The following is a 17,074-nucleotide window of genomic DNA, read 5'->3' as shown; positions in this document are numbered from 1 at the left end:
TACCAAGAGGCAGGGTAAGAATGACACGGAAAATACTGGTGGTTGAGGACGAAGCTCCCATTCGTGAAATGCTGTGTTTCGTACTGGAAGAAAAGGGGTTCGAAACGCTGGAAGCCGAAGATTACAATCAGGCTTTGGAGATGATTAAAGAGCCTTATCCCGAGCTTATTTTACTGGACTGGATGTTACCCGGGGGCAGTGGTATTCAGTTTATCAAACACCTGAAACAGGATGAGCTGACCCGTCAGATCCCGGTGATTATGCTGACCGCCCGTGCCGAAGAAGAAGATAAAATAAAAGGGCTGGATGTCGGTGCTGACGATTATATTACCAAGCCGTTTTCTCCCAAAGAGCTGACCTCTCGTCTCAAGGCAGTATTACGCCGGGTGGCTCCCACTTCGGTGGAAGATGTCATTGAAGTGCAGGGGCTGCGCCTCGATCCTCTCAGCCACCGAGTCAGTGCTGCCAGCCAGCAGCTTGATATGGGCCCGACCGAATTCAAATTGCTGCATTTCTTTATGACCCATCCGGAGCGGGTATACAGCCGCGAACAGTTGCTTAATAACGTATGGGGCACCAATGTATTTGTGGAAGATCGCACCGTGGATGTGCATATTCGCCGGTTGCGTAAAGCCATTTCCGCCAGCGGACATGATCAGCTGATCCAGACGGTGCGGGGTGCCGGCTACCGTTTCTCTGTGCGCCCATGAGGCTTTGATGCAGCAACACAATACCGGCCAAAGCCGATGGTGGCGATGGGCCCTGTTTTACTCCTTTCTGGGACTGGCCGGTCTGTTGGCCGGCAATCTGGCTGCTGGTCTGCTGGCCGGAACCGTGATCCAGCTGGCAATGCATTACCGCTTCCAGCATATGTTATCGGTATGGCTGTGGCAGGACCGCAGCATGACGCCGCCTGAAGGCAAAGGCAGCTGGGAAGGAATTTTCAATGGCATTTACCGGCTGCAGCAGCGTCAGCGTGCCCGTCGTCGGGAACTGGCCCGGCTGGTGCGTCGTTTTCGTGAAGGGGCCGAGGCCTTGCCCGATGCGGCCGTGGTTATTCGCCGGGATGGCAGCATCATCTGGTGCAATAAGCTGGCTCAGCAGTTGTTGGGATTTCGCTGGCCCGACGATGCCGGCCAGCATATTGGCAACCTTATCCGGATGCCGGTGTTTATCAGCTATATGAAGCGAGCGGATTTTCGCGAACCGCTGGAAATGCCATCACCACTGAGCGAAGAGCGTTTATTGGAGTGCCGCATTATGCCCTATACCGAAGATCAGGCGCTGCTGGTGGTCCGGGATGTTACCCGACTGAGAAGCCTGGAGCAGGTACGTAAATCCTTTGTGGCGAATGTTTCCCATGAATTACGTACACCACTGACGGTGCTGAAAGGTTATCTGGAAATGCTGGAAGAACTGCCATCGGAGCAACGCTGGCAGAAAACCCAGAAGGTGTTGCTGGAACAAACCCAGCGGATGGATGCGCTGGTTAACCAGCTGATGACCCTGACCCGCTATGAAGCGGCGACTCAGCCTGACTTTAGCCGGGTAGTGGATATGCCGGCCGTGTTGCAGATGCTGGAGCAGGAGGCGGTTGCGCTCAGTGGTGAGCGGGGGCACCGCTTCAGTTTTGTGATTGAGCCGGGCCTGAAGGTACGGGGAGAGCCGGAGCAGTTGCGCAGTGCCGCCTCCAACCTGGTCTATAACGCGGTGCGTCACACACCGGATGGCAGTCATATCAGAGTGGAGTGGGCTCGTCAGGGTGAGCTCGGCTGCTTTTCCGTCACGGATGATGGTGATGGGATTGCTCCTGAGCATATTACCCGTCTTACCGAGCGTTTTTACCGGGTGGACAAGGCCCGCAGCCGTCAGACTGGTGGCTCCGGACTGGGACTGGCTATTGTTAAACATGCCCTCAGCCATCATGACAGTCACCTTGAGATTGAAAGTCGTACCGGTGAAGGCAGCTGTTTCAGCTTCCGCCTGCCCGCGCGCTTGCTGGTCACCGATGGCGGTACACAGCAAGGTGACTGAGCCGTTTGTTTTAAGCTGTTAATCAACTATTTATTCCGGCCTCAGGGCCGGAATTTTTTTGCTGACGGTTTTGCTATTTTCTCTCTGGTGAAGCATGCCATCTATTTCTGCTTTTGCCGGTATGACATTTATATGGCTTGTCATAAAACCGTCACTTTGTCTTCATAGGATTGTCATTACCGGCGGCAATACTGGCCGCGTCTTAAAAGACCGAACTTATTGGAGATTAAGGATGAAACTGAACAAACTGGCAAGTGTACTGGGACTGACCCTGGCCATGGCGGCCACTTCCGCTTCAGCTGCTGTTGATGCTTCGCTGAAGGATTATGAGAAAGTCAGTGGTGTTTCCGGTAACGTGTCTTCTGTTGGCTCTGACACCCTGGCCAACATGATGACCCTGTGGGCCGAAGAGTTCAAACGCCAGTATCCCAACGTAAACGTACAAATCCAGGCTGCCGGTTCGTCCACTGCTCCGCCCGCCCTGACTGAAGGCACTTCCCAGTTCGGCCCGATGAGCCGTGCCATGAAGAGCAATGAAATTGAAGCGTTTGAAAAGCGCTATGGCTACAAGCCTACAGCCATTCGTGTTGCCATCGATGCGCTGGCGGTATTTGTCCATAAAGACAACCCCATTGAAGGCCTGAGCCTGGATCAGGTTGATGCGATTTTCTCCAGCACGCTGGCCTGTGGTATGGCCGAGCAAATCAGCCAGTGGGGCCAGACCGGCCTGGATGGCGACTGGAGCAACCGTGATATCCAGCTCTATGGTCGTAACTCTGTGTCCGGTACTTACGGTTACTTCAAGGATCAGGCTCTGTGTAAGGGTGACTTCAAGAATAACGTGAACGAGCAGCCCGGCTCCGCTTCTGTTGTGCAGTCTGTGTCTTCCTCTCTGAACGCCATCGGTTACTCCGGTCTGGGCTACAGCACCTCAAGTGTACGTGCTGTGCCGCTGGCTGAAGCCGGCTCTACCGATTATGTGGAAGCCAACTCTGATAACGCCATCAGCGGTGAATACCCGCTGTCCCGCTTCCTCTACGTATACGTCAACAAGCACCCGAACAAGCCGCTGGGTCCGATGGAAGCTGAGTTCGTTAAACTGATGTTATCCAAGCAGGGTCAGCAAATCGTAGATAAAGACGGCTATGTACCGGTTCCTGCCGCTGTGGTAGAAGCCGACCTGAAAAAGCTGGGCCTGTAAGGTTTCCTTTTTCTTCAACATTGTTTGTCTGAGCCCCGGTCATCCGGGGCTTTTTTCACATTTAACTTATACGTTTTTTCATATATCCTCGCCGGTGACACTGATAAATTAACGTACTCAAGGAGTATTACAATGGCCATACGAATCGGAATCAACGGCTTTGGTCGCATGGGGCGGCTGGCTCTGCGTGCAGCCTGGCACCGGGAAGATGTGGAGTTTGTACACATAAATGATCCCGCCGGCGATGCCGTTACTCTGGCGCATTTGCTGAATTTTGATTCGGTACACGGCCGCTGGCAGCATGAAGCTCATGCCGATGGGCAGAGCATCATAGTGGGTGGGCAGCGCATTGGCTGTACACAGCACGACACCATTGCCGCAACCGACTGGTCTGGCTGTGATGTGGTGATTGAAGCCTCGGGCAAAATGAAAACGCAACGCCTGCTGGCGGCTTACCTTGAGCAAGGGGTCAAGCGGGTAGTGGTGACGGCTCCGGTCAAGGAAGACGGCGTGCTCAACGTGGTGATGGGGGTGAATGATCACCTGTACGATCCTGAGCAACACCCTATTGTGACCGCCGCCTCCTGCACGACCAACTGCCTGGCACCGGTGGTAAAAGTGATCCACGAACAGCTGGGGATCAGGCATGGCTCCATGACTACCATTCATGACATTACCAATACCCAGACCATTCTTGATGCGCCCCATAAAGATTTGCGCCGGGCCCGGGCCTGTGGTCAAAGCCTGATCCCGACTACCACCGGTTCGGCCACCGCCATCACTCATATTTTTCCCGAGCTGAAAGGCCGGCTTAACGGGCATGCCGTTCGGGTGCCACTGGCCAATGCCTCGCTGACCGACTGTGTGTTTGAAGTCGAGCAGGCCACCACGGCGGAAGAAGTCAATGCGTTACTGAAACAGGCTGCAGAAGGAGCGCTGAACGGCATTTTGGGTTATGAAGAGCGGCCGCTGGTGTCAGTGGATTATAAAACTGATCCGCGTTCCGGCATTATCGATGCGCTTTCTACCATGGTGGTGAACGGTACTCAGGTCAAACTGTATGTCTGGTACGACAATGAATGGGGTTATGCCAACCGCGCCGCCGAGCTGGCGTATAAGGTCGGCCTGCTCGACAAGGTCCGCTGAGCGGTGGCGGGCTTGCTGTCTGCCGATGTTCGCCAGTACGCGCTTATTACTGGCAACTACTGGGCGTTTACCCTGACCGACGGCGCGTTGCGCATGTTGGTGGTGCTGTACTTTCATGAGCTGGGTTATGCGCCGTTACAGATTGCGTTGTTGTTTTTGTTTTACGAGCTGTTCGGGATTATCACCAATCTGGCCGGAGGCTGGCTGGGTGCCAGACTTGGGTTAAACCGTACCATGAACCTGGGGCTGGTGCTGCAGGTGGCAGCACTGGCTATGTTGCTGGTGCCGGCGGCCTGGCTGACGGTGCCTTGGGTGATGGCAGCTCAGGCACTGTCGGGCATTGCCAAGGATCTCAACAAGATGAGCGCCAAGAGCGCCATTAAGTTACTGGTGCCAAAGAGTGCCGAAGGCAGCTTGTATCGCTGGGTTGCCCTGCTTACCGGCTCTAAAAACGCCCTTAAGGGAGCGGGCTTTTTTCTTGGCGGGGGGTTGCTGACGGTACTTGGTTTTACCAGCGCGGTGGCCGCCATGGCAGCGGCATTGGCATTGGTCTGGCTGGCAAGTCTGGTCCTGCTGAAGCAGGAGCTGGGCCGGGCCAAAGCCAAGCCCAGGTTTCGGGATATTTTCTCCAAGAGCCGCAATATTAACCTGCTCTCGGCTGCGCGATTGTTTTTGTTCGGCGCACGGGATGTCTGGTTCGTGGTGGCGCTGCCGGTGTATCTGGCCACGGTGTTCGGGTGGGATCACTGGCAGGTGGGCGGCTTTCTGGCAAGCTGGGTTATCGGCTATGGCCTGATCCAGTCACTGGCACCTTACCTGACCGGAAAACGCTCAGGCACTGTGCCTGGCGTACAGGCGGCGTTGGGCTGGGTATTGCCGCTGGCACTGGTGCCGGCCTTGATAGCGCTGGGGCTGTCGGCAGGAGTGAGCCCATACTGGCTGTTGCCCGGCGGGCTGCTGTTGTTTGGTGCCCTGTTTGCAGTGAACTCGTCATTGCACAGTTATCTGATTGTCAGCCACGCCAGTGAAGACGGCGTGTCGCTGGATGTGGGCTTTTACTACATGGCCAATGCCGGCGGGCGGTTATTGGGTACGCTCTTGTCGGGCTGGGTCTATCAACAGGCCGGGTTAATTGCCTGCTTATGGATTTCCTGTGGTTTTTTGCTGATGGCCGCGGTGTTTACGCACCGACTTAAGCCGGGCACAGCGTGCCGCACTTAGCCCAAAAGTATAAGAAATGGTATCAGGGGACGGAAAGTGGCTGTAAGGCCACTTTTTTATTGGCAATAACTGTGGCTATATAGAGGAGGAAGCATGTAAGCAGTATCAGAGCAGGAGCAATTATGGAAATCAGGAAGATCCACAGTGGTGAAACGGGCAGTATCTGGCAGTTGTTCCACGATACCGTGCACCGGATCAGCCAGGCCGATTACAGCGAAAGCGAGCTGGCGGTATGGGCACCTGAGGAGTATGACGAGCCGCGTTGGGTCAGCCGTTTTATTCGCACCCGGCCATTGGTGGCGATGGAAGGAAAGCAGTTGCTCGGCTTCGCCGAGCTGGATGATGATGGTCGTATCGAGTTGTTTTATGTTCACCATGAACGTCAGGGTGAGGGCATTGGCCGGGCCCTGATGCAGCGGCTTAAAGCCGAAGCCGCATCAAGAGGGCTGTACCGGCTTTATTGTGATGCCAGTATTAATGCCCGTCCGTTTTTCGAAGCGATGGGATTTACTGCGGTTGAGCAACGGCGGCGTGAGCGCCATGGTCAGCCGGTGCAGATATTGCTGATGGAGTTCAAGCCATAGGCCGTATGCCAGCAGAGCAATCACGCTTCCTGTTATGCCCCGTGGAAACGGGGTCTAAAAATGCTTCGGACAATAAGTTCGGTTGGAATGCAAAAAGCCCACCATAAGGTGGGCTTTTTGAGGATGATCTGGTCGGCGTGAGAGGATTTGAACCTCCGACCCCTGACACCCCATGACAGTGCGCTACCAGGCTGCGCTACACGCCGAATCGGGAGCAACTATAAAGACCTGCCTGACTGGCTGCAAGCCTCTTTTTCTATTTTTCGTTTGTTTGACGTTTTATTACTCGTGATGATGTTTTTTTCGGCCTTTTATCGCATTGCTTGCAGCGAGGCCGGCTTTTGCCATAATACCCGCCTTCAGGAGGCGGTGAATGAAAGAGCAAGACGAATACTGGATGCGCCGGGCAATGGCGCTGGCGGCACGGGCCGAACAGGAAGGAGAAGTGCCGGTAGGGGCACTGGTGGTGCATAACGGTGAATGCGTGGGGGAAGGCTGGAATCGCTCCATCGGCCATCACGACGCGACCGCGCACGCCGAGATTATGGCCTTGCGCGGGGCCGGTCAGCGGTTGGGCAATTACCGTCTGCTGGACTGCACGTTGTATGTCACGCTTGAGCCGTGCATCATGTGCGCCGGAGCCATGGTGCATAGCCGTATTCAGCGGCTGGTGTACGGTGCCAGTGATGCCAAGACCGGGGCTGTGGACTCCGTGTTGCATCTGCTGGCCACACCGGGCATTAACCATCGCATCGACTGGCTGGCGGGGGTGCTGGCGGAAGACTGCTCCATCCAGCTCAGCAATTTCTTCAAGCGCCGCAGGGCGGAAAAAAAAGCCGCCAGAAAACTGGCGGCTGAATGCTCTTCAACGGATGGTTAATTTGCTGTTCGCACCGGTTAACCTTTTGTGTTTCTTCGCTGAACTGGTGGCAAACGGGCAGATTTATGCCCGTACCAGCGTCAGCTTCCAGCCGGCCTTGTCCTGATAGGCCTGTTCCCGCTCCAGGGTGGTGAATAGCAGAGTATTGCTGTTGCACCAGCTGGCGGGCAGGTGAAGACGCAGCTCGTCATCGGTGCTGACTTCCAGCAGCAGTTCCGGCAGTATTCCATCCTGTCGGCGACGATGCAGGGCCACCGCCAGCCGGAGCAGTCGCACCAGGCGCCACAACTGTTGTTCCGGCAGGTAATTTAGTGGCTCCAGTTCGGATAGCTTGAGTGCCTTGCGGTGAAAACGCGCCAGTGCTGCCAGCGCCTTCTGCTCTTCCTGGGTAAATCCGGGCAGGTCGGCATTACCGATAATGTAGGCGGAATGACGATGGACCCCGGTAAAGTTGATGTGCAGGCCAATTTCGTGCAGCTGAGCGGCGCATCCCAGCAGATTGCCAAAATCCATATCGAGCTGCCAGGCATCGCATACCTGATTGAACAGGACGCCGGCGGTGTCCCGTACCCGAGCGGCCTGGCGCTGATCAATTTCGTATTCCCGGCTGAGCGCCTGCAGGGTGTTAAGCTGAATATCGTGATGCTTGACCCGGTCGAAGAAGGTATGCAGCAGACCTTCACGCAGCGCACCGTCGGAGAAGCCCATGCGTTCAAGGTTGAAGCTTCGGTAAATGCCGAGCAGGATGGACAGGCCGGCGGCGATCAACGGTTTGCGATCTTCGCTCAGGCCGGGAATGTCCACCTGATCGATATGTCCCGCCTGGATCAGTAATCCCTTGAGGTGCAGCAGCCCGGGCAGATCAATGACCGGCTCATTGGCGGCGGCGGCACATATTTCCAGCAGGGTCTTGATGGTGCCAGAGCTGCCGAGCACCTGATCCCAGCCCAGATCCAGATAACGACCGAGCACCGGCACCAGCTGGTATTCGGCTGCTTCTATGGCCTGGGAGAAACGCGTTTCACTGAGCTCTCCATCGGCAAAAAACTGGCGGGTAAAACTGACACAGCCCATACTGCGGCTGGAAACGTGCCGGCAATCGAAGTCCTGGCCGATAATCAGCTCGGTACTGCCGCCACCGATATCAATCACCAGCACCTGGCCCTGGGTTTGCTGGGTATGGGCCACGCCCTGATAGATGAGGCGGGCTTCTTCGTTGCCGCTGACGATGTCGATGGGAAAGCCCAGTACTTTCTGGGCCCGGCGTACGAATTCCTGGGCATTAATTGCTTCGCGCAGGGTGTAGGTACCTGCTACCCGCACCCGGGTGGAAGGAAAACCATGCAGCCGTTCACCGAACAGCCTCAGGCATTCCAGTCCTCGCTCCATGGCCTCCTGGCCAAGGCGGTTGTCATCGTCCAGGCCATCGGCCAGACGTACTCGTTGCTTCAGCCGGTCGACAATGCGCAGGCTATCACCGTGATAGCGGGCGATCACCATGTGAAAGCTGTTGGAGCCAAGGTCGATGGTGGCAACGTACTGATCGGTCATGGGCGCTTATCCCTCCAGCGCTTTAAGGTAGTCATAAGTGGCAGTTTGTGAGCGTATCTTACGCCGGTTTCCCCGTGTGACGTAGCGGTTACTCTGGCCGGCGTCTATTATCCGGGCTTTACAGGTGTCGTTGAGTTGCAGCTCAAGCAGGTCGATGATGCGCTGGCGCAGCTCGGGGGCCAGAATGGGCGTGGCCACCTCGACACGAAAGTCCATATTGCGGGTCATCCAGTCGGCCGAGGAAATAAAGACCCGCGGCTGGCCGTTGTTGTGAAACACCATCACCCTGGGGTGTTCAAGGAAGCGGTCAACGACACTGATGGCGCGAATACGTTCACTGATCCCGGGGACGCCGGGCATCAGTGAACACATGCCACGAATAATGATATCGATATCGACCCCGGCCTGACTGGCACCATAGAGCCGGTGGATAAGCCCCTTGTCCACCAGATTGTTGAGCTTGAGGATAATACGGGCCGGCAGGCCCTGGCGGGCATTGGCGATTTCCGCATCGATCATGGCATAGGCCCCACGCCGGTGATTAAGCGGGGAGACCAGCAAGTGCTGGAACTTGGTGCGCTGATAAGGCTGACGGATAAAGTCGAACACTGCCGCCACCTCGCCGGTGATCTCCTGGTTGGCGGTGAGCAGTGAAAAATCGGTGTAAATGTTGGCGGTTTTCTCGTTGAAATTACCGGTACCAATATGGGCATACTGCACCAGCCGTCCTTCTTCCCGCCGGGTGACCAGACAGAGCTTGGAGTGGACCTTCAGGCTGGGTACACCGAATTCCACGGTAATGCCGGCTTCGGTCAGCTGCTTGGCCCATTCGATATTGGCCGCCTCGTCAAAACGGGCGCGCAGCTCGATCACCACGGTCACCTTCTTGCCGTTGTTGGCGGCATCCATCAGTGAATACATGATGCGTGACATTGAGGCGACCCGGTACACATTCATTCTGATGCCGACCACGGCCGGATCGAAGGATGCCTGACGTACGAACTCGGTGACGTGACTGAAACTGTGGTAAGGGAAATACAACAGAATATCGCGCCGGCGAATGGCGTCAAAGGAGGAGGGGCTGTCGCGGAATTCCCGGCAGCGCAGCGGCGGCAATGGCCGGTTCACCAGGTGTTTGCGTCCCACATTGGGAAAGCCGATAAAATCCTTGAAGTTGTGGTAGCGGCCGCCGGGCATCACGGTGTCGTGGCCCTGAATACGCAGCCGGCGCACCAGCCCCTGTACCATTTCGGGGGGCATTTCACGGTCGTGGACAAACCGTACCGGCAGGGCCGTCAGCCGTTGCTTGAGGCCGTCACTCATTTTTTCCAGCAGGCTCTGATCCAGCTGATCCGACAGATCATATTCCGCGTCCCGGGTCATTTTAAAGGAGTAAGCGTTGATCTCATCGTATTCAAAAAAGCCGGCAAACAGTTCATTCAGACACAGTCGAATGACATTATCCATAATAATGATGCTTTTTTTACGCCGGCTTTTTCCCGGAGGCAGCACCACGAAGCGGGGCAGTACATCAGTGGGGATCTCCACCAGGGCATAATGGTGAAGGGATTGTTTATTCATGCCTACACACAGGTAGGTGTTTTCATCCTTGAGAAAACGAACCGGATCGATGCCGTGGTCCAGGATAATGGGGGAAAGGTAGGCACGTACTTCATTCTCGAAATAACGCCTTACCCAGCTTTCCTGTTCGGCATCAAGCTGGCATTCATTCAGCAGAAAAATGTTCTGTCGTGCCAGGGTAACGATAAGCTCTTTATAGACCTCATCAAAAGTGTCACCGAGGCGCACTACTTTCTGCTGAATTTGCTGCAGCAGTGAGGCGGCCCCGTTGATTTTTCCCTGGTCTGCATCAATCATGACCCGGCGTTTTATATCGGCTACACGTACACGGAAAAACTCATCCTGATTATTAGAAAAGATGCCCAGAAAGCGCACCCGCTCGATCAGGGGGACACTTTTATCCATGGCCTCCTGTAATACTCGCTCATTAAATGACAGCCAGCTGAGTTCTTTTTCCAGGTACCATTTTTCCGTGCCCATTATTATTCCCGTTATATCTGCTTCACCATTTTTAGGTTTGTTTTATGACAAATGATTATGACATTTTAATGACAGCCTAAGTGAGCTCAATATCCACTACTAAATCATCGCTCAGGGCTTCCAGCCGTTGCTGCAGATCTCCCAGTGTCTGACCATGGGGCAGGGTCAGGGTGCTCTGTGCTTCAAACAGGGCAATACCGGTAACTGGGGCCGGGTGGCTGTCGGTTTTAAGGCTTTTTACGTTGATATTCAGGCTGTTAATGATGTCGGTGACTTCATCAAGAATACCGACCCGATCATTGGCGGTCACGGTCAGCCGCAGTTGCTGGCCTTGTGGGGAGGGACTCTTGCCTTCAACCAGCTGTACCTGGAAATCAGGCAGAGAGGCCAGGGCCTTTTCCAGGGCTGCACTGTGTTCGGCGGGGACACGAATTTCTACAATACCGGCAAAATAGCCGGCCAGCTCACTCATTGCACTGCCTTGCCAGCTGCCGTGATGCTGGCGAACCAGAGCTGCTAGCTGCCGGACCAGGCCGGTTTTATCGGGACCTATCAGGGTGGCGACCAGGGTTTTCATGGGCTCTCTCCTTAAGTAATGAAAACATTGCACTGTTCAAGATACACCCCGCTGGATTTTTTTACAGGCGAGCTTGCGCCTTTTGTGCTCTGTAACAAAAATGTCATTTCACCGCCATAGAATGCAGGCAGTTGCAAAACAAACGGAGTGACGGAATGTCAACCCAAATTCAGACCATGGCCCTGACCGGCAGCCGCAGACGCTGGCTTAAGGACAGAGCGGCTCAGATGGGCGTAACCGCCGGTGGCATTGTTGTGCTGGTGGCGTTACTGCTGATCTTTTTTTATTTGTTATATGTGGTTAAGCCTATCTTCGACGGTGCCCGGGTAACCCCGGAGGGCGAGTTTGCGCTTGCCGGAGAAGGGACTCCTTTGTTGTTGGGAGTGGAAGAGCAAAATGAGCAGGCATTCGTGTTTTCTGAAAGTGGCACCGTACGGTTCTACTCTCTGCTGCACGATGGCGGGCTGCTCAGCCGCACAGAAGTGAAGGATGAGATCGCCACGGCGGCGGCAAATAATGATAAGTCTATGGTCGCCTATGGGCTGAATGACGGCACCATGCGGGTACTGGCGCCTAAGTTTAATGTCAGCTATCCGGACAATGTGCGCACCATTACCCCCGGCCTGACTTACCCATTTGGTGAAGCTACCCTGCAGGTTGATAAACAGGGTAGGGCACTGGAGCGGTTGAGTTTTGCAAGCAATGGCGAAGACGTGCTGGCCGCCGCTGTGGTGGCCGGTGGGGATATGGTGCTTACCCGCTTCTCGGGCAAGGAGAATTTCCTTACCGGTGAAGTAGAACTGAGCCCAACCCAGGTGGCTATTCCCAGCCTGCCGGCGCAGGTAGACCAGATGCTGGTGACCCCGAACCTTCGCTTTATGTTCGTGCGCAGTGGTAATGATGTATCCGTATATGATGTGCGTAACATCAATCAGGTGCGGTTGCGTTCCGTCATTCCTATGAATGCCCAAGGGGGCAACATCAGTACCATGATGTTGCTGGCCGGCGGCAACTCACTCATGGTCGGCAATGATAACGGTGTGATTTCACAGTGGTTTGAAGTGGCGAAAGACGGTAAGCGCGAGTTTACTTTTATTCGCGATTTCAAGGCTTCCGGCCCGGTGAGCAGCATGGCTAACGAAAGTAACCGTAAAGGTTTCGTTACCGTCAGCACCCGTGGTGAGGTGGATATTTTCCATACCACAGGTGACACCCACCTTTATTCCGAAAAGCTGGCCGGCAAGGATGTATCATCCCTGGCTCTGTCGCCGCGTAACAATCTGTTACTGATAGCAGAAGGTGGCCGGCTTTCTACTTTTGAAGTAGAAAATGAGCATCCTGAAGTGACCTGGAATGCACTGTGGACCAAGGTTTGGTATGAAGGCTATCCCGAGCCCCAGTTTGTCTGGCAGTCCACTTCCGGCAGCAGCGATTTTGAAGCCAAGCTGAGTCTGGTGCCCATTTCCTTCGGGACCCTCAAGGCGGCCTTTTATGCCCTGCTGTTTGCAGTTCCGATTGCCATAGCCGGGGCCGTGTACACCGCCTATTTCATGTCTCCCGGGCTGCGCAAGGTGGTTAAGCCAACGGTGGAGATCATGGAAGCCCTGCCTACGGTAATCCTGGGTTTTCTCGCCGGTCTGTGGCTGGCTCCGCTGATTGAAAGCCATTTACCGGGTGTGGTGATGGTGCTGGTGTTACTGCCGGCTTCCATATTGCTCGCGGCATTTGCCTGGTGTTACCTGCCCAAACGTCTGCGTAACGCCGTGCCTGAAGGCTGGCAGAGCCTGGTGCTGCTGCCGGTGGTGATACTGGTAGGCTGGGCCTGTTTTGCCTTCAGTCCGGCAGTGGAAAACCTGTTCTTCGGCGGCGATGCTCGCGGCTTTCTGACCAACGAACTGGGTATTGGCTTTGACCAGCGTAACTCTCTGGTGGTGGGTATTGCCATGGGCTTTGCGGTTATCCCGACCATTTTCTCTATTGCCGAAGATGCCGTGTTCTCGGTGCCCCGTCACCTGACCAATGGCTCGCTGGCACTGGGTGCCACGCCCTGGCAGACCCTGACCCGGGTGGTGATGCTGACTGCCAGCCCCGGTATTTTCTCTGCGGTGATGATGGGCCTGGGTCGTGCGGTGGGTGAAACCATGATTGTACTGATGGCTACCGGCAATACCCCAGTTATGGATTTAAGCATCTTTAACGGCATGCGTACCCTTGCCGCCAATATTGCGGTGGAAATGCCGGAAGCAGAGGTGAACAGCTCTCACTACCGGGTTCTGTTCCTGGCGGCCTTTGTGCTCTTTGTCTTCACCTTCCTGTTTAACACGGTTGCGGAGTTCGTGCGTCAGCGGCTGCGTGACAAGTACAGCTCAATGTAAGGGGCGAAACGATGAGTAAATGGTTCAAATCGGGTACGCCCTGGATCTGGATGACCGGCGGGGCGGTGAGCCTCAGTCTGGTAGCGGTACTGGGCCTGCTGTTGATGATTGGCTGGCGCGGTCTTACCTACTTCTGGCCACATACAATTTATGAATGGCAACTGAGTACGCCGGAAGGAGAACGCTATACGGTGATTGGTGAAATCCATGACCGGGAAGCGGTGCCGGTGGCCCAGCTGCGTGGTGCCGGCCTGACGCTGGAAGGGGTGACTGAAGACACCCTGACCCGTTATCTGGTGAAAACCGGTAACCGGGAGTTTGTGCCGCTGGATTTCCGCTGGATCTTGGAAACCAACATCGTGTCCCGCAGCGAGCCGGTCAACATGGCGGTGATCGAGCGCTCTCACAACGGTAACTTCTATGGTTATGTTGAACGGGTGCAGGAAAACGACAGCGCTGTGTCCGGTGATGTCCGCGAGCAGTTGCTGGCGAGGATTGCACGGGTTGATGAGCTTAACGAGCGGATGGAGGATCTGCAGAAAGGCGAAATTGGCAGCATTAACCATCAGCTTGAACGTCTGCGTCTCAAGCAGCGCAAGCTGGACCTGGACGGTGAGCTGACCGACGAGGCCCTGGCCGCCATTCAGGCCGAGGAAGAGCAGCTACGTGCCGATTATAAGGTGCTGGAAAAGGAGCTGTTTGCCCTGCGTGATGAAGCCCGCCGCGACAGTGTGGTGGTGCGTGATATGCGTGGCCAGGAAGTGACCATTTCTCTGGGTGAAGTGCTGGATGTGGCCTGGCCCAATAATATGAACCTGCTGGCTCAAACCGGTCACTGGTTTGGAGAAATCGGTAAGTTTGTCAGTGGTGAACCACGGGAAGCCAACACCGAAGGTGGTGTGTTCCCCGCCATTTTCGGTACGGTGTTCATGGTGATCCTGATGGCCATCATTGTGACCCCGCTGGGCGTTGTAGCCGCCATTTATCTGCATGAATATGCAGGTAAAAACAGTCTGACTAAAATTATTCGTATCGCGGTTATTAACCTGGCGGGTGTACCGTCCATTGTATACGGTGTGTTTGGCCTGGGCTTTTTCGTGTACATGCTGGGCGGCTCTCTCGACCGGCTGTTCTACCCGGAAGCGCTGCCCAGCCCGACCTTTGGCTCGCCTGGCGTGCTGTGGTCGGCGCTGACCCTGGCCATTCTGACCCTGCCGGTGGTGATTGTTTCCACCGAGGAAGGGCTGTCCCGTATTCCCTCCTCGGTACGTCAGGGCTCGCTGGCGCTGGGTGCGACCAAGGCCGAAACCCTGTGGCGCATTATTATTCCGATGGCCAGCCCAGCTATCATGACCGGTCTTATTCTGGCCATTGCCCGGGCCGCGGGTGAGGTAGCACCGCTGATGCTGGTGGGGGTGGTGAAACTGGCCCCCAACCTGCCGGTGGATGGTAACTTCCCCTATTTGCATCTGGACCGCAAGTTTATGCATTTGGGCTTTCATATTTACGATGTGGGTTTTCAGAGCCCCAACGTAGAGGCGGCACGGCCTCTGGTGTATGCGACCTCGTTCCTGCTGGTCACGGTGATCGTGGGCCTGAACCTGACCGCCATCGGCATTCGCAACCATCTGCGTGAAAAATTCCGCTCGCTGGATCAGTAATTCGGCCGGCCACTCTTTAGAGGTATAGAAACATGATTAACGTAGCTACCCCCCTGAGTCAGGACGCCACCCTGGACCTGGGCCGTCTGAGCGAAGAGCAGACCGCTCTGGAAGTGCGCGGACTCAACCTGTTTTATGGTGCCAAGCAGGCGCTGTTCAATGTCGACATGAAAATTGCCAAGGGCCAGGTGACTGCCTTTATCGGCCCGTCAGGTTGCGGCAAGTCGACTCTGTTGCGCTGTATCAACCGCATGAACGATCTGGTGGAAACCTGCCGTATTGAAGGTGAGATCCTGCTGCATAACCAGAACATCTATGGCAAAGAAGTGGACGTGGCAGCCCTGCGCCGCCGGGTGGGCATGGTGTTCCAGCGCCCTAATCCGTTTCCCAAGTCAATTTATGAGAATGTGGTTTATGGCCTGCGGCTGCAGGGCATAAACGACCGCCGCCGCCTGGATGAAGCGGTAGAGCGCTCCCTGCGCGGTGCTGCCCTGTGGGATGAGGTTAAGGACCGGCTGCATGATAATGCCTTCGGTTTGTCCGGCGGACAGCAGCAGCGTCTGGTAATCGCTCGGGCCATTGCTATTGAGCCGGAAGTGCTGCTGCTTGACGAGCCGACGTCGGCACTGGATCCCATTTCCACACTGGTGATCGAAGAGCTGATTAATACCCTGAAAGATCAGTTCACTGTGGTCATTGTGACGCACAACATGCAGCAGGCGGCGAGGGTGTCGGATCAAACTGCCTTTATGTATATGGGTGAGCTGATCGAATACGCTGATACCAATACCCTGTTTACGACCCCCAGCAAGAAAAAGACCGAAGACTACATTACTGGTCGTTACGGTTAAGGAGCCCGGAATGGACAAGCTGAATCTCAATAAACATATTTCCGGCCAGTTCAATGCCGAGCTGGAAGGGGTACTCAATCAGGTGCTGGTCATGGGGGGACTGGTGGAGCAGCAGCTGACTGATGCGATCACCGCCATTCATGAGCAGGATATGGCCATGGCCCGTCAAATCGTGGCCAATGACCACAAGGTGAATGCCCTGGAAGTGCAGGTTGATGAAGAATGCACCCGCATTATTGCCAAGCGGCAGCCAGCTGCTTCTGACTTGCGTCTGGTGCTGGCCATCATCAAGACCATTACCGATCTGGAACGGATTGGAGATGTGGCAAAGCGTATCGGCATGATGCTGCTTGATAACGCCAATAAAAAGCAGCCGCCGCTGGTGTCGATGGAAAACATGGGACGGCGCACGGTGCGTATGCTGCACGAAGTCCTTGATGCGTTTGCCCGGATGGACGTGGAAGCGGCTATCGAAGTGCACAAGGAAGACGACAAGGTAGATCGGGAATACGAGTCCATTATTCGTGAACTGATGACGTTTATGATGGAAGATCCCCGTTCTATCCCCCATGTGCTCAATGTGCTCTGGTGTGCCCGCTCTTTGGAGCGGGTAGGGGACAGGGTGCAGCACATTTGTGAATACATCATCTATTTCGTCAAGGGTAAGGATGTTCGGCATACCAGTGATGAAGATATTCGCAGTATGCTGGACTGAGTCCAACCGCTGCACCATCTAATTTATCCAAACGCGCTCCGGCGCGTTTTTTTGTTATGCGGCAGCAGGAGAAGCCGCGTGAAATACGAGCCGGGCAGCAAGCCTGTGAGGGATCTTGATGGATCATGAAGCAGAGGTTAAGATTCGAACGGAAATGACAGGTAGTTGAATTGTAAGTAATAAATGTTTAGTAATAATTTTTTATGCACAGTTTGTG

General features: G+C 55.2%; 14 protein-coding genes and 1 tRNA gene. 11 read left to right on the top strand and 4 right to left on the bottom strand.

Annotation, left to right across the window (positions count from 1 at the left end; genetic code table 11):
* The first annotated feature begins 20 nt into the window (after positions 1-20).
* From phoB to B6S09_RS01055, 6 genes are all read left to right on the top strand, one after another.
* On the top strand, positions 21-710 hold the full coding sequence (gene phoB / locus B6S09_RS01080; RefSeq protein ID WP_094276646.1) for a phosphate regulon transcriptional regulator PhoB: 690 nt from the start codon (positions 21-23) through the stop codon (positions 708-710).
* A gap of 7 nt (positions 711-717) precedes the next feature.
* Positions 718-2,034, top strand: coding sequence for a phosphate regulon sensor histidine kinase PhoR (phoR, locus tag B6S09_RS01075; protein ID WP_094276645.1), 1,317 nt, complete (start codon positions 718-720; stop codon positions 2,032-2,034).
* A 232-nt stretch (positions 2,035-2,266) separates the two neighbouring features.
* Positions 2,267-3,235, top strand: a complete 969-nt coding sequence (locus B6S09_RS01070) for a PstS family phosphate ABC transporter substrate-binding protein (RefSeq protein ID WP_094276644.1) — start codon at positions 2,267-2,269, stop codon at positions 3,233-3,235.
* 132 nt (positions 3,236-3,367) lie between these two features.
* Positions 3,368-4,381: an ArsJ-associated glyceraldehyde-3-phosphate dehydrogenase gene (locus B6S09_RS01065; protein WP_094276643.1), complete on the top strand. Its 1,014-nt coding sequence runs from the start codon at positions 3,368-3,370 to the stop codon at positions 4,379-4,381.
* Positions 4,382-4,393: 12 nt separating this feature from the next.
* Positions 4,394-5,602, top strand: a complete 1,209-nt coding sequence (gene arsJ, locus B6S09_RS01060) for an organoarsenical effux MFS transporter ArsJ (protein ID WP_243832747.1) — start codon at positions 4,394-4,396, stop codon at positions 5,600-5,602.
* A 122-nt stretch (positions 5,603-5,724) separates the two neighbouring features.
* Positions 5,725-6,186 (top strand): GNAT family N-acetyltransferase, encoded by a 462-nt coding sequence (locus B6S09_RS01055; RefSeq protein WP_094276642.1) that lies wholly within the window; start codon positions 5,725-5,727, stop codon positions 6,184-6,186.
* A gap of 129 nt (positions 6,187-6,315) precedes the next feature.
* On the opposite strand, the gene B6S09_RS01050 is transcribed toward B6S09_RS01055, so the two are convergent.
* Positions 6,316-6,392: transfer RNA gene (locus B6S09_RS01050), tRNA-Pro, on the bottom strand.
* 167 nt (positions 6,393-6,559) lie between these two features.
* Here B6S09_RS01050 and tadA point away from each other — a divergent pair.
* A complete protein-coding gene (tadA, locus tag B6S09_RS01045) occupies positions 6,560-7,066 on the top strand; it encodes a tRNA adenosine(34) deaminase TadA (protein WP_094276641.1) in 507 nt (168 codons plus the stop codon).
* 63 nt (positions 7,067-7,129) lie between these two features.
* On the opposite strand, the gene ppx is transcribed toward tadA, so the two are convergent.
* From ppx to B6S09_RS01030, 3 genes are all read right to left on the bottom strand, one after another.
* Positions 7,130-8,617 carry an exopolyphosphatase gene (gene ppx, locus B6S09_RS01040; protein WP_094276640.1) on the bottom strand — a complete coding sequence of 496 codons (1,488 nt, stop codon included), beginning with the start codon at positions 8,615-8,617 and terminating at the stop codon, positions 7,130-7,132.
* 6 nt (positions 8,618-8,623) lie between these two features.
* A complete protein-coding gene (ppk1, locus tag B6S09_RS01035) occupies positions 8,624-10,678 on the bottom strand; it encodes a polyphosphate kinase 1 (RefSeq protein WP_094276639.1) in 2,055 nt (684 codons plus the stop codon).
* A 76-nt stretch (positions 10,679-10,754) separates the two neighbouring features.
* Positions 10,755-11,255, bottom strand: coding sequence for a glycine cleavage system transcriptional repressor (locus B6S09_RS01030; protein ID WP_094276638.1), 501 nt, complete (start codon positions 11,253-11,255; stop codon positions 10,755-10,757).
* A 155-nt stretch (positions 11,256-11,410) separates the two neighbouring features.
* Between B6S09_RS01030 and B6S09_RS01025 the strand changes: the two genes are divergently transcribed.
* From B6S09_RS01025 to phoU, 4 genes are read left to right on the top strand one after another with little or no spacing between them, the layout of a single operon-like run.
* The gene (locus B6S09_RS01025) at positions 11,411-13,630 is read left to right on the top strand and encodes an ABC transporter permease subunit (RefSeq protein ID WP_094276637.1); all 2,220 of its coding nucleotides are present in this window, start codon (positions 11,411-11,413) and stop codon (positions 13,628-13,630) included.
* An 11-nt stretch (positions 13,631-13,641) separates the two neighbouring features.
* The gene (gene pstA, locus B6S09_RS01020) at positions 13,642-15,291 is read left to right on the top strand and encodes a phosphate ABC transporter permease PstA (RefSeq protein ID WP_094276636.1); all 1,650 of its coding nucleotides are present in this window, start codon (positions 13,642-13,644) and stop codon (positions 15,289-15,291) included.
* A 32-nt stretch (positions 15,292-15,323) separates the two neighbouring features.
* Complete coding sequence (pstB, locus tag B6S09_RS01015) at positions 15,324-16,142, top strand: phosphate ABC transporter ATP-binding protein PstB (RefSeq protein WP_094276635.1); 819 nt, start codon at positions 15,324-15,326, stop codon at positions 16,140-16,142.
* A 10-nt stretch (positions 16,143-16,152) separates the two neighbouring features.
* Positions 16,153-16,857 (top strand): phosphate signaling complex protein PhoU, encoded by a 705-nt coding sequence (gene phoU, locus B6S09_RS01010; protein WP_094276634.1) that lies wholly within the window; start codon positions 16,153-16,155, stop codon positions 16,855-16,857.
* Positions 16,858-17,074 lie beyond the last annotated feature (217 nt).

Origin of the sequence: Oceanimonas baumannii, from assembly GCF_002245495.1 — a bacterium.
In the GTDB taxonomy this organism is placed as follows: domain Bacteria; phylum Pseudomonadota; class Gammaproteobacteria; order Enterobacterales; family Aeromonadaceae; genus Oceanimonas; species Oceanimonas baumannii.
The sequence above is the reverse complement of the archived record's forward strand: the minus strand, read 5'-3'. Positions and strand labels throughout refer to the sequence as shown.

What these genes read in the sequence shown, in the direction of transcription:
- phoB (WP_094276646.1), top strand. Translation starts at nt 21, where the DNA reads ATGACACGGAAAATACTGGTGGTTGAGGACGAAGCTCCCATTCGTGAA.
- phoR (WP_094276645.1), top strand. Translation starts at nt 718, where the DNA reads ATGCAGCAACACAATACCGGCCAAAGCCGATGGTGGCGATGGGCCCTG.
- B6S09_RS01070 (WP_094276644.1), top strand. Translation starts at nt 2,267, where the DNA reads ATGAAACTGAACAAACTGGCAAGTGTACTGGGACTGACCCTGGCCATG.
- B6S09_RS01065 (WP_094276643.1), top strand. Translation starts at nt 3,368, where the DNA reads ATGGCCATACGAATCGGAATCAACGGCTTTGGTCGCATGGGGCGGCTG.
- B6S09_RS01055 (WP_094276642.1), top strand. Translation starts at nt 5,725, where the DNA reads ATGGAAATCAGGAAGATCCACAGTGGTGAAACGGGCAGTATCTGGCAG.
- tadA (WP_094276641.1), top strand. Translation starts at nt 6,560, where the DNA reads ATGAAAGAGCAAGACGAATACTGGATGCGCCGGGCAATGGCGCTGGCG.
- ppx (WP_094276640.1), bottom strand. Translation starts at nt 8,617, where the DNA reads ATGACCGATCAGTACGTTGCCACCATCGACCTTGGCTCCAACAGCTTT.
- ppk1 (WP_094276639.1), bottom strand. Translation starts at nt 10,678, where the DNA reads ATGGGCACGGAAAAATGGTACCTGGAAAAAGAACTCAGCTGGCTGTCA.
- B6S09_RS01030 (WP_094276638.1), bottom strand. Translation starts at nt 11,255, where the DNA reads ATGAAAACCCTGGTCGCCACCCTGATAGGTCCCGATAAAACCGGCCTG.
- B6S09_RS01025 (WP_094276637.1), top strand. Translation starts at nt 11,411, where the DNA reads ATGTCAACCCAAATTCAGACCATGGCCCTGACCGGCAGCCGCAGACGC.
- pstA (WP_094276636.1), top strand. Translation starts at nt 13,642, where the DNA reads ATGAGTAAATGGTTCAAATCGGGTACGCCCTGGATCTGGATGACCGGC.
- pstB (WP_094276635.1), top strand. Translation starts at nt 15,324, where the DNA reads ATGATTAACGTAGCTACCCCCCTGAGTCAGGACGCCACCCTGGACCTG.
- phoU (WP_094276634.1), top strand. Translation starts at nt 16,153, where the DNA reads ATGGACAAGCTGAATCTCAATAAACATATTTCCGGCCAGTTCAATGCC.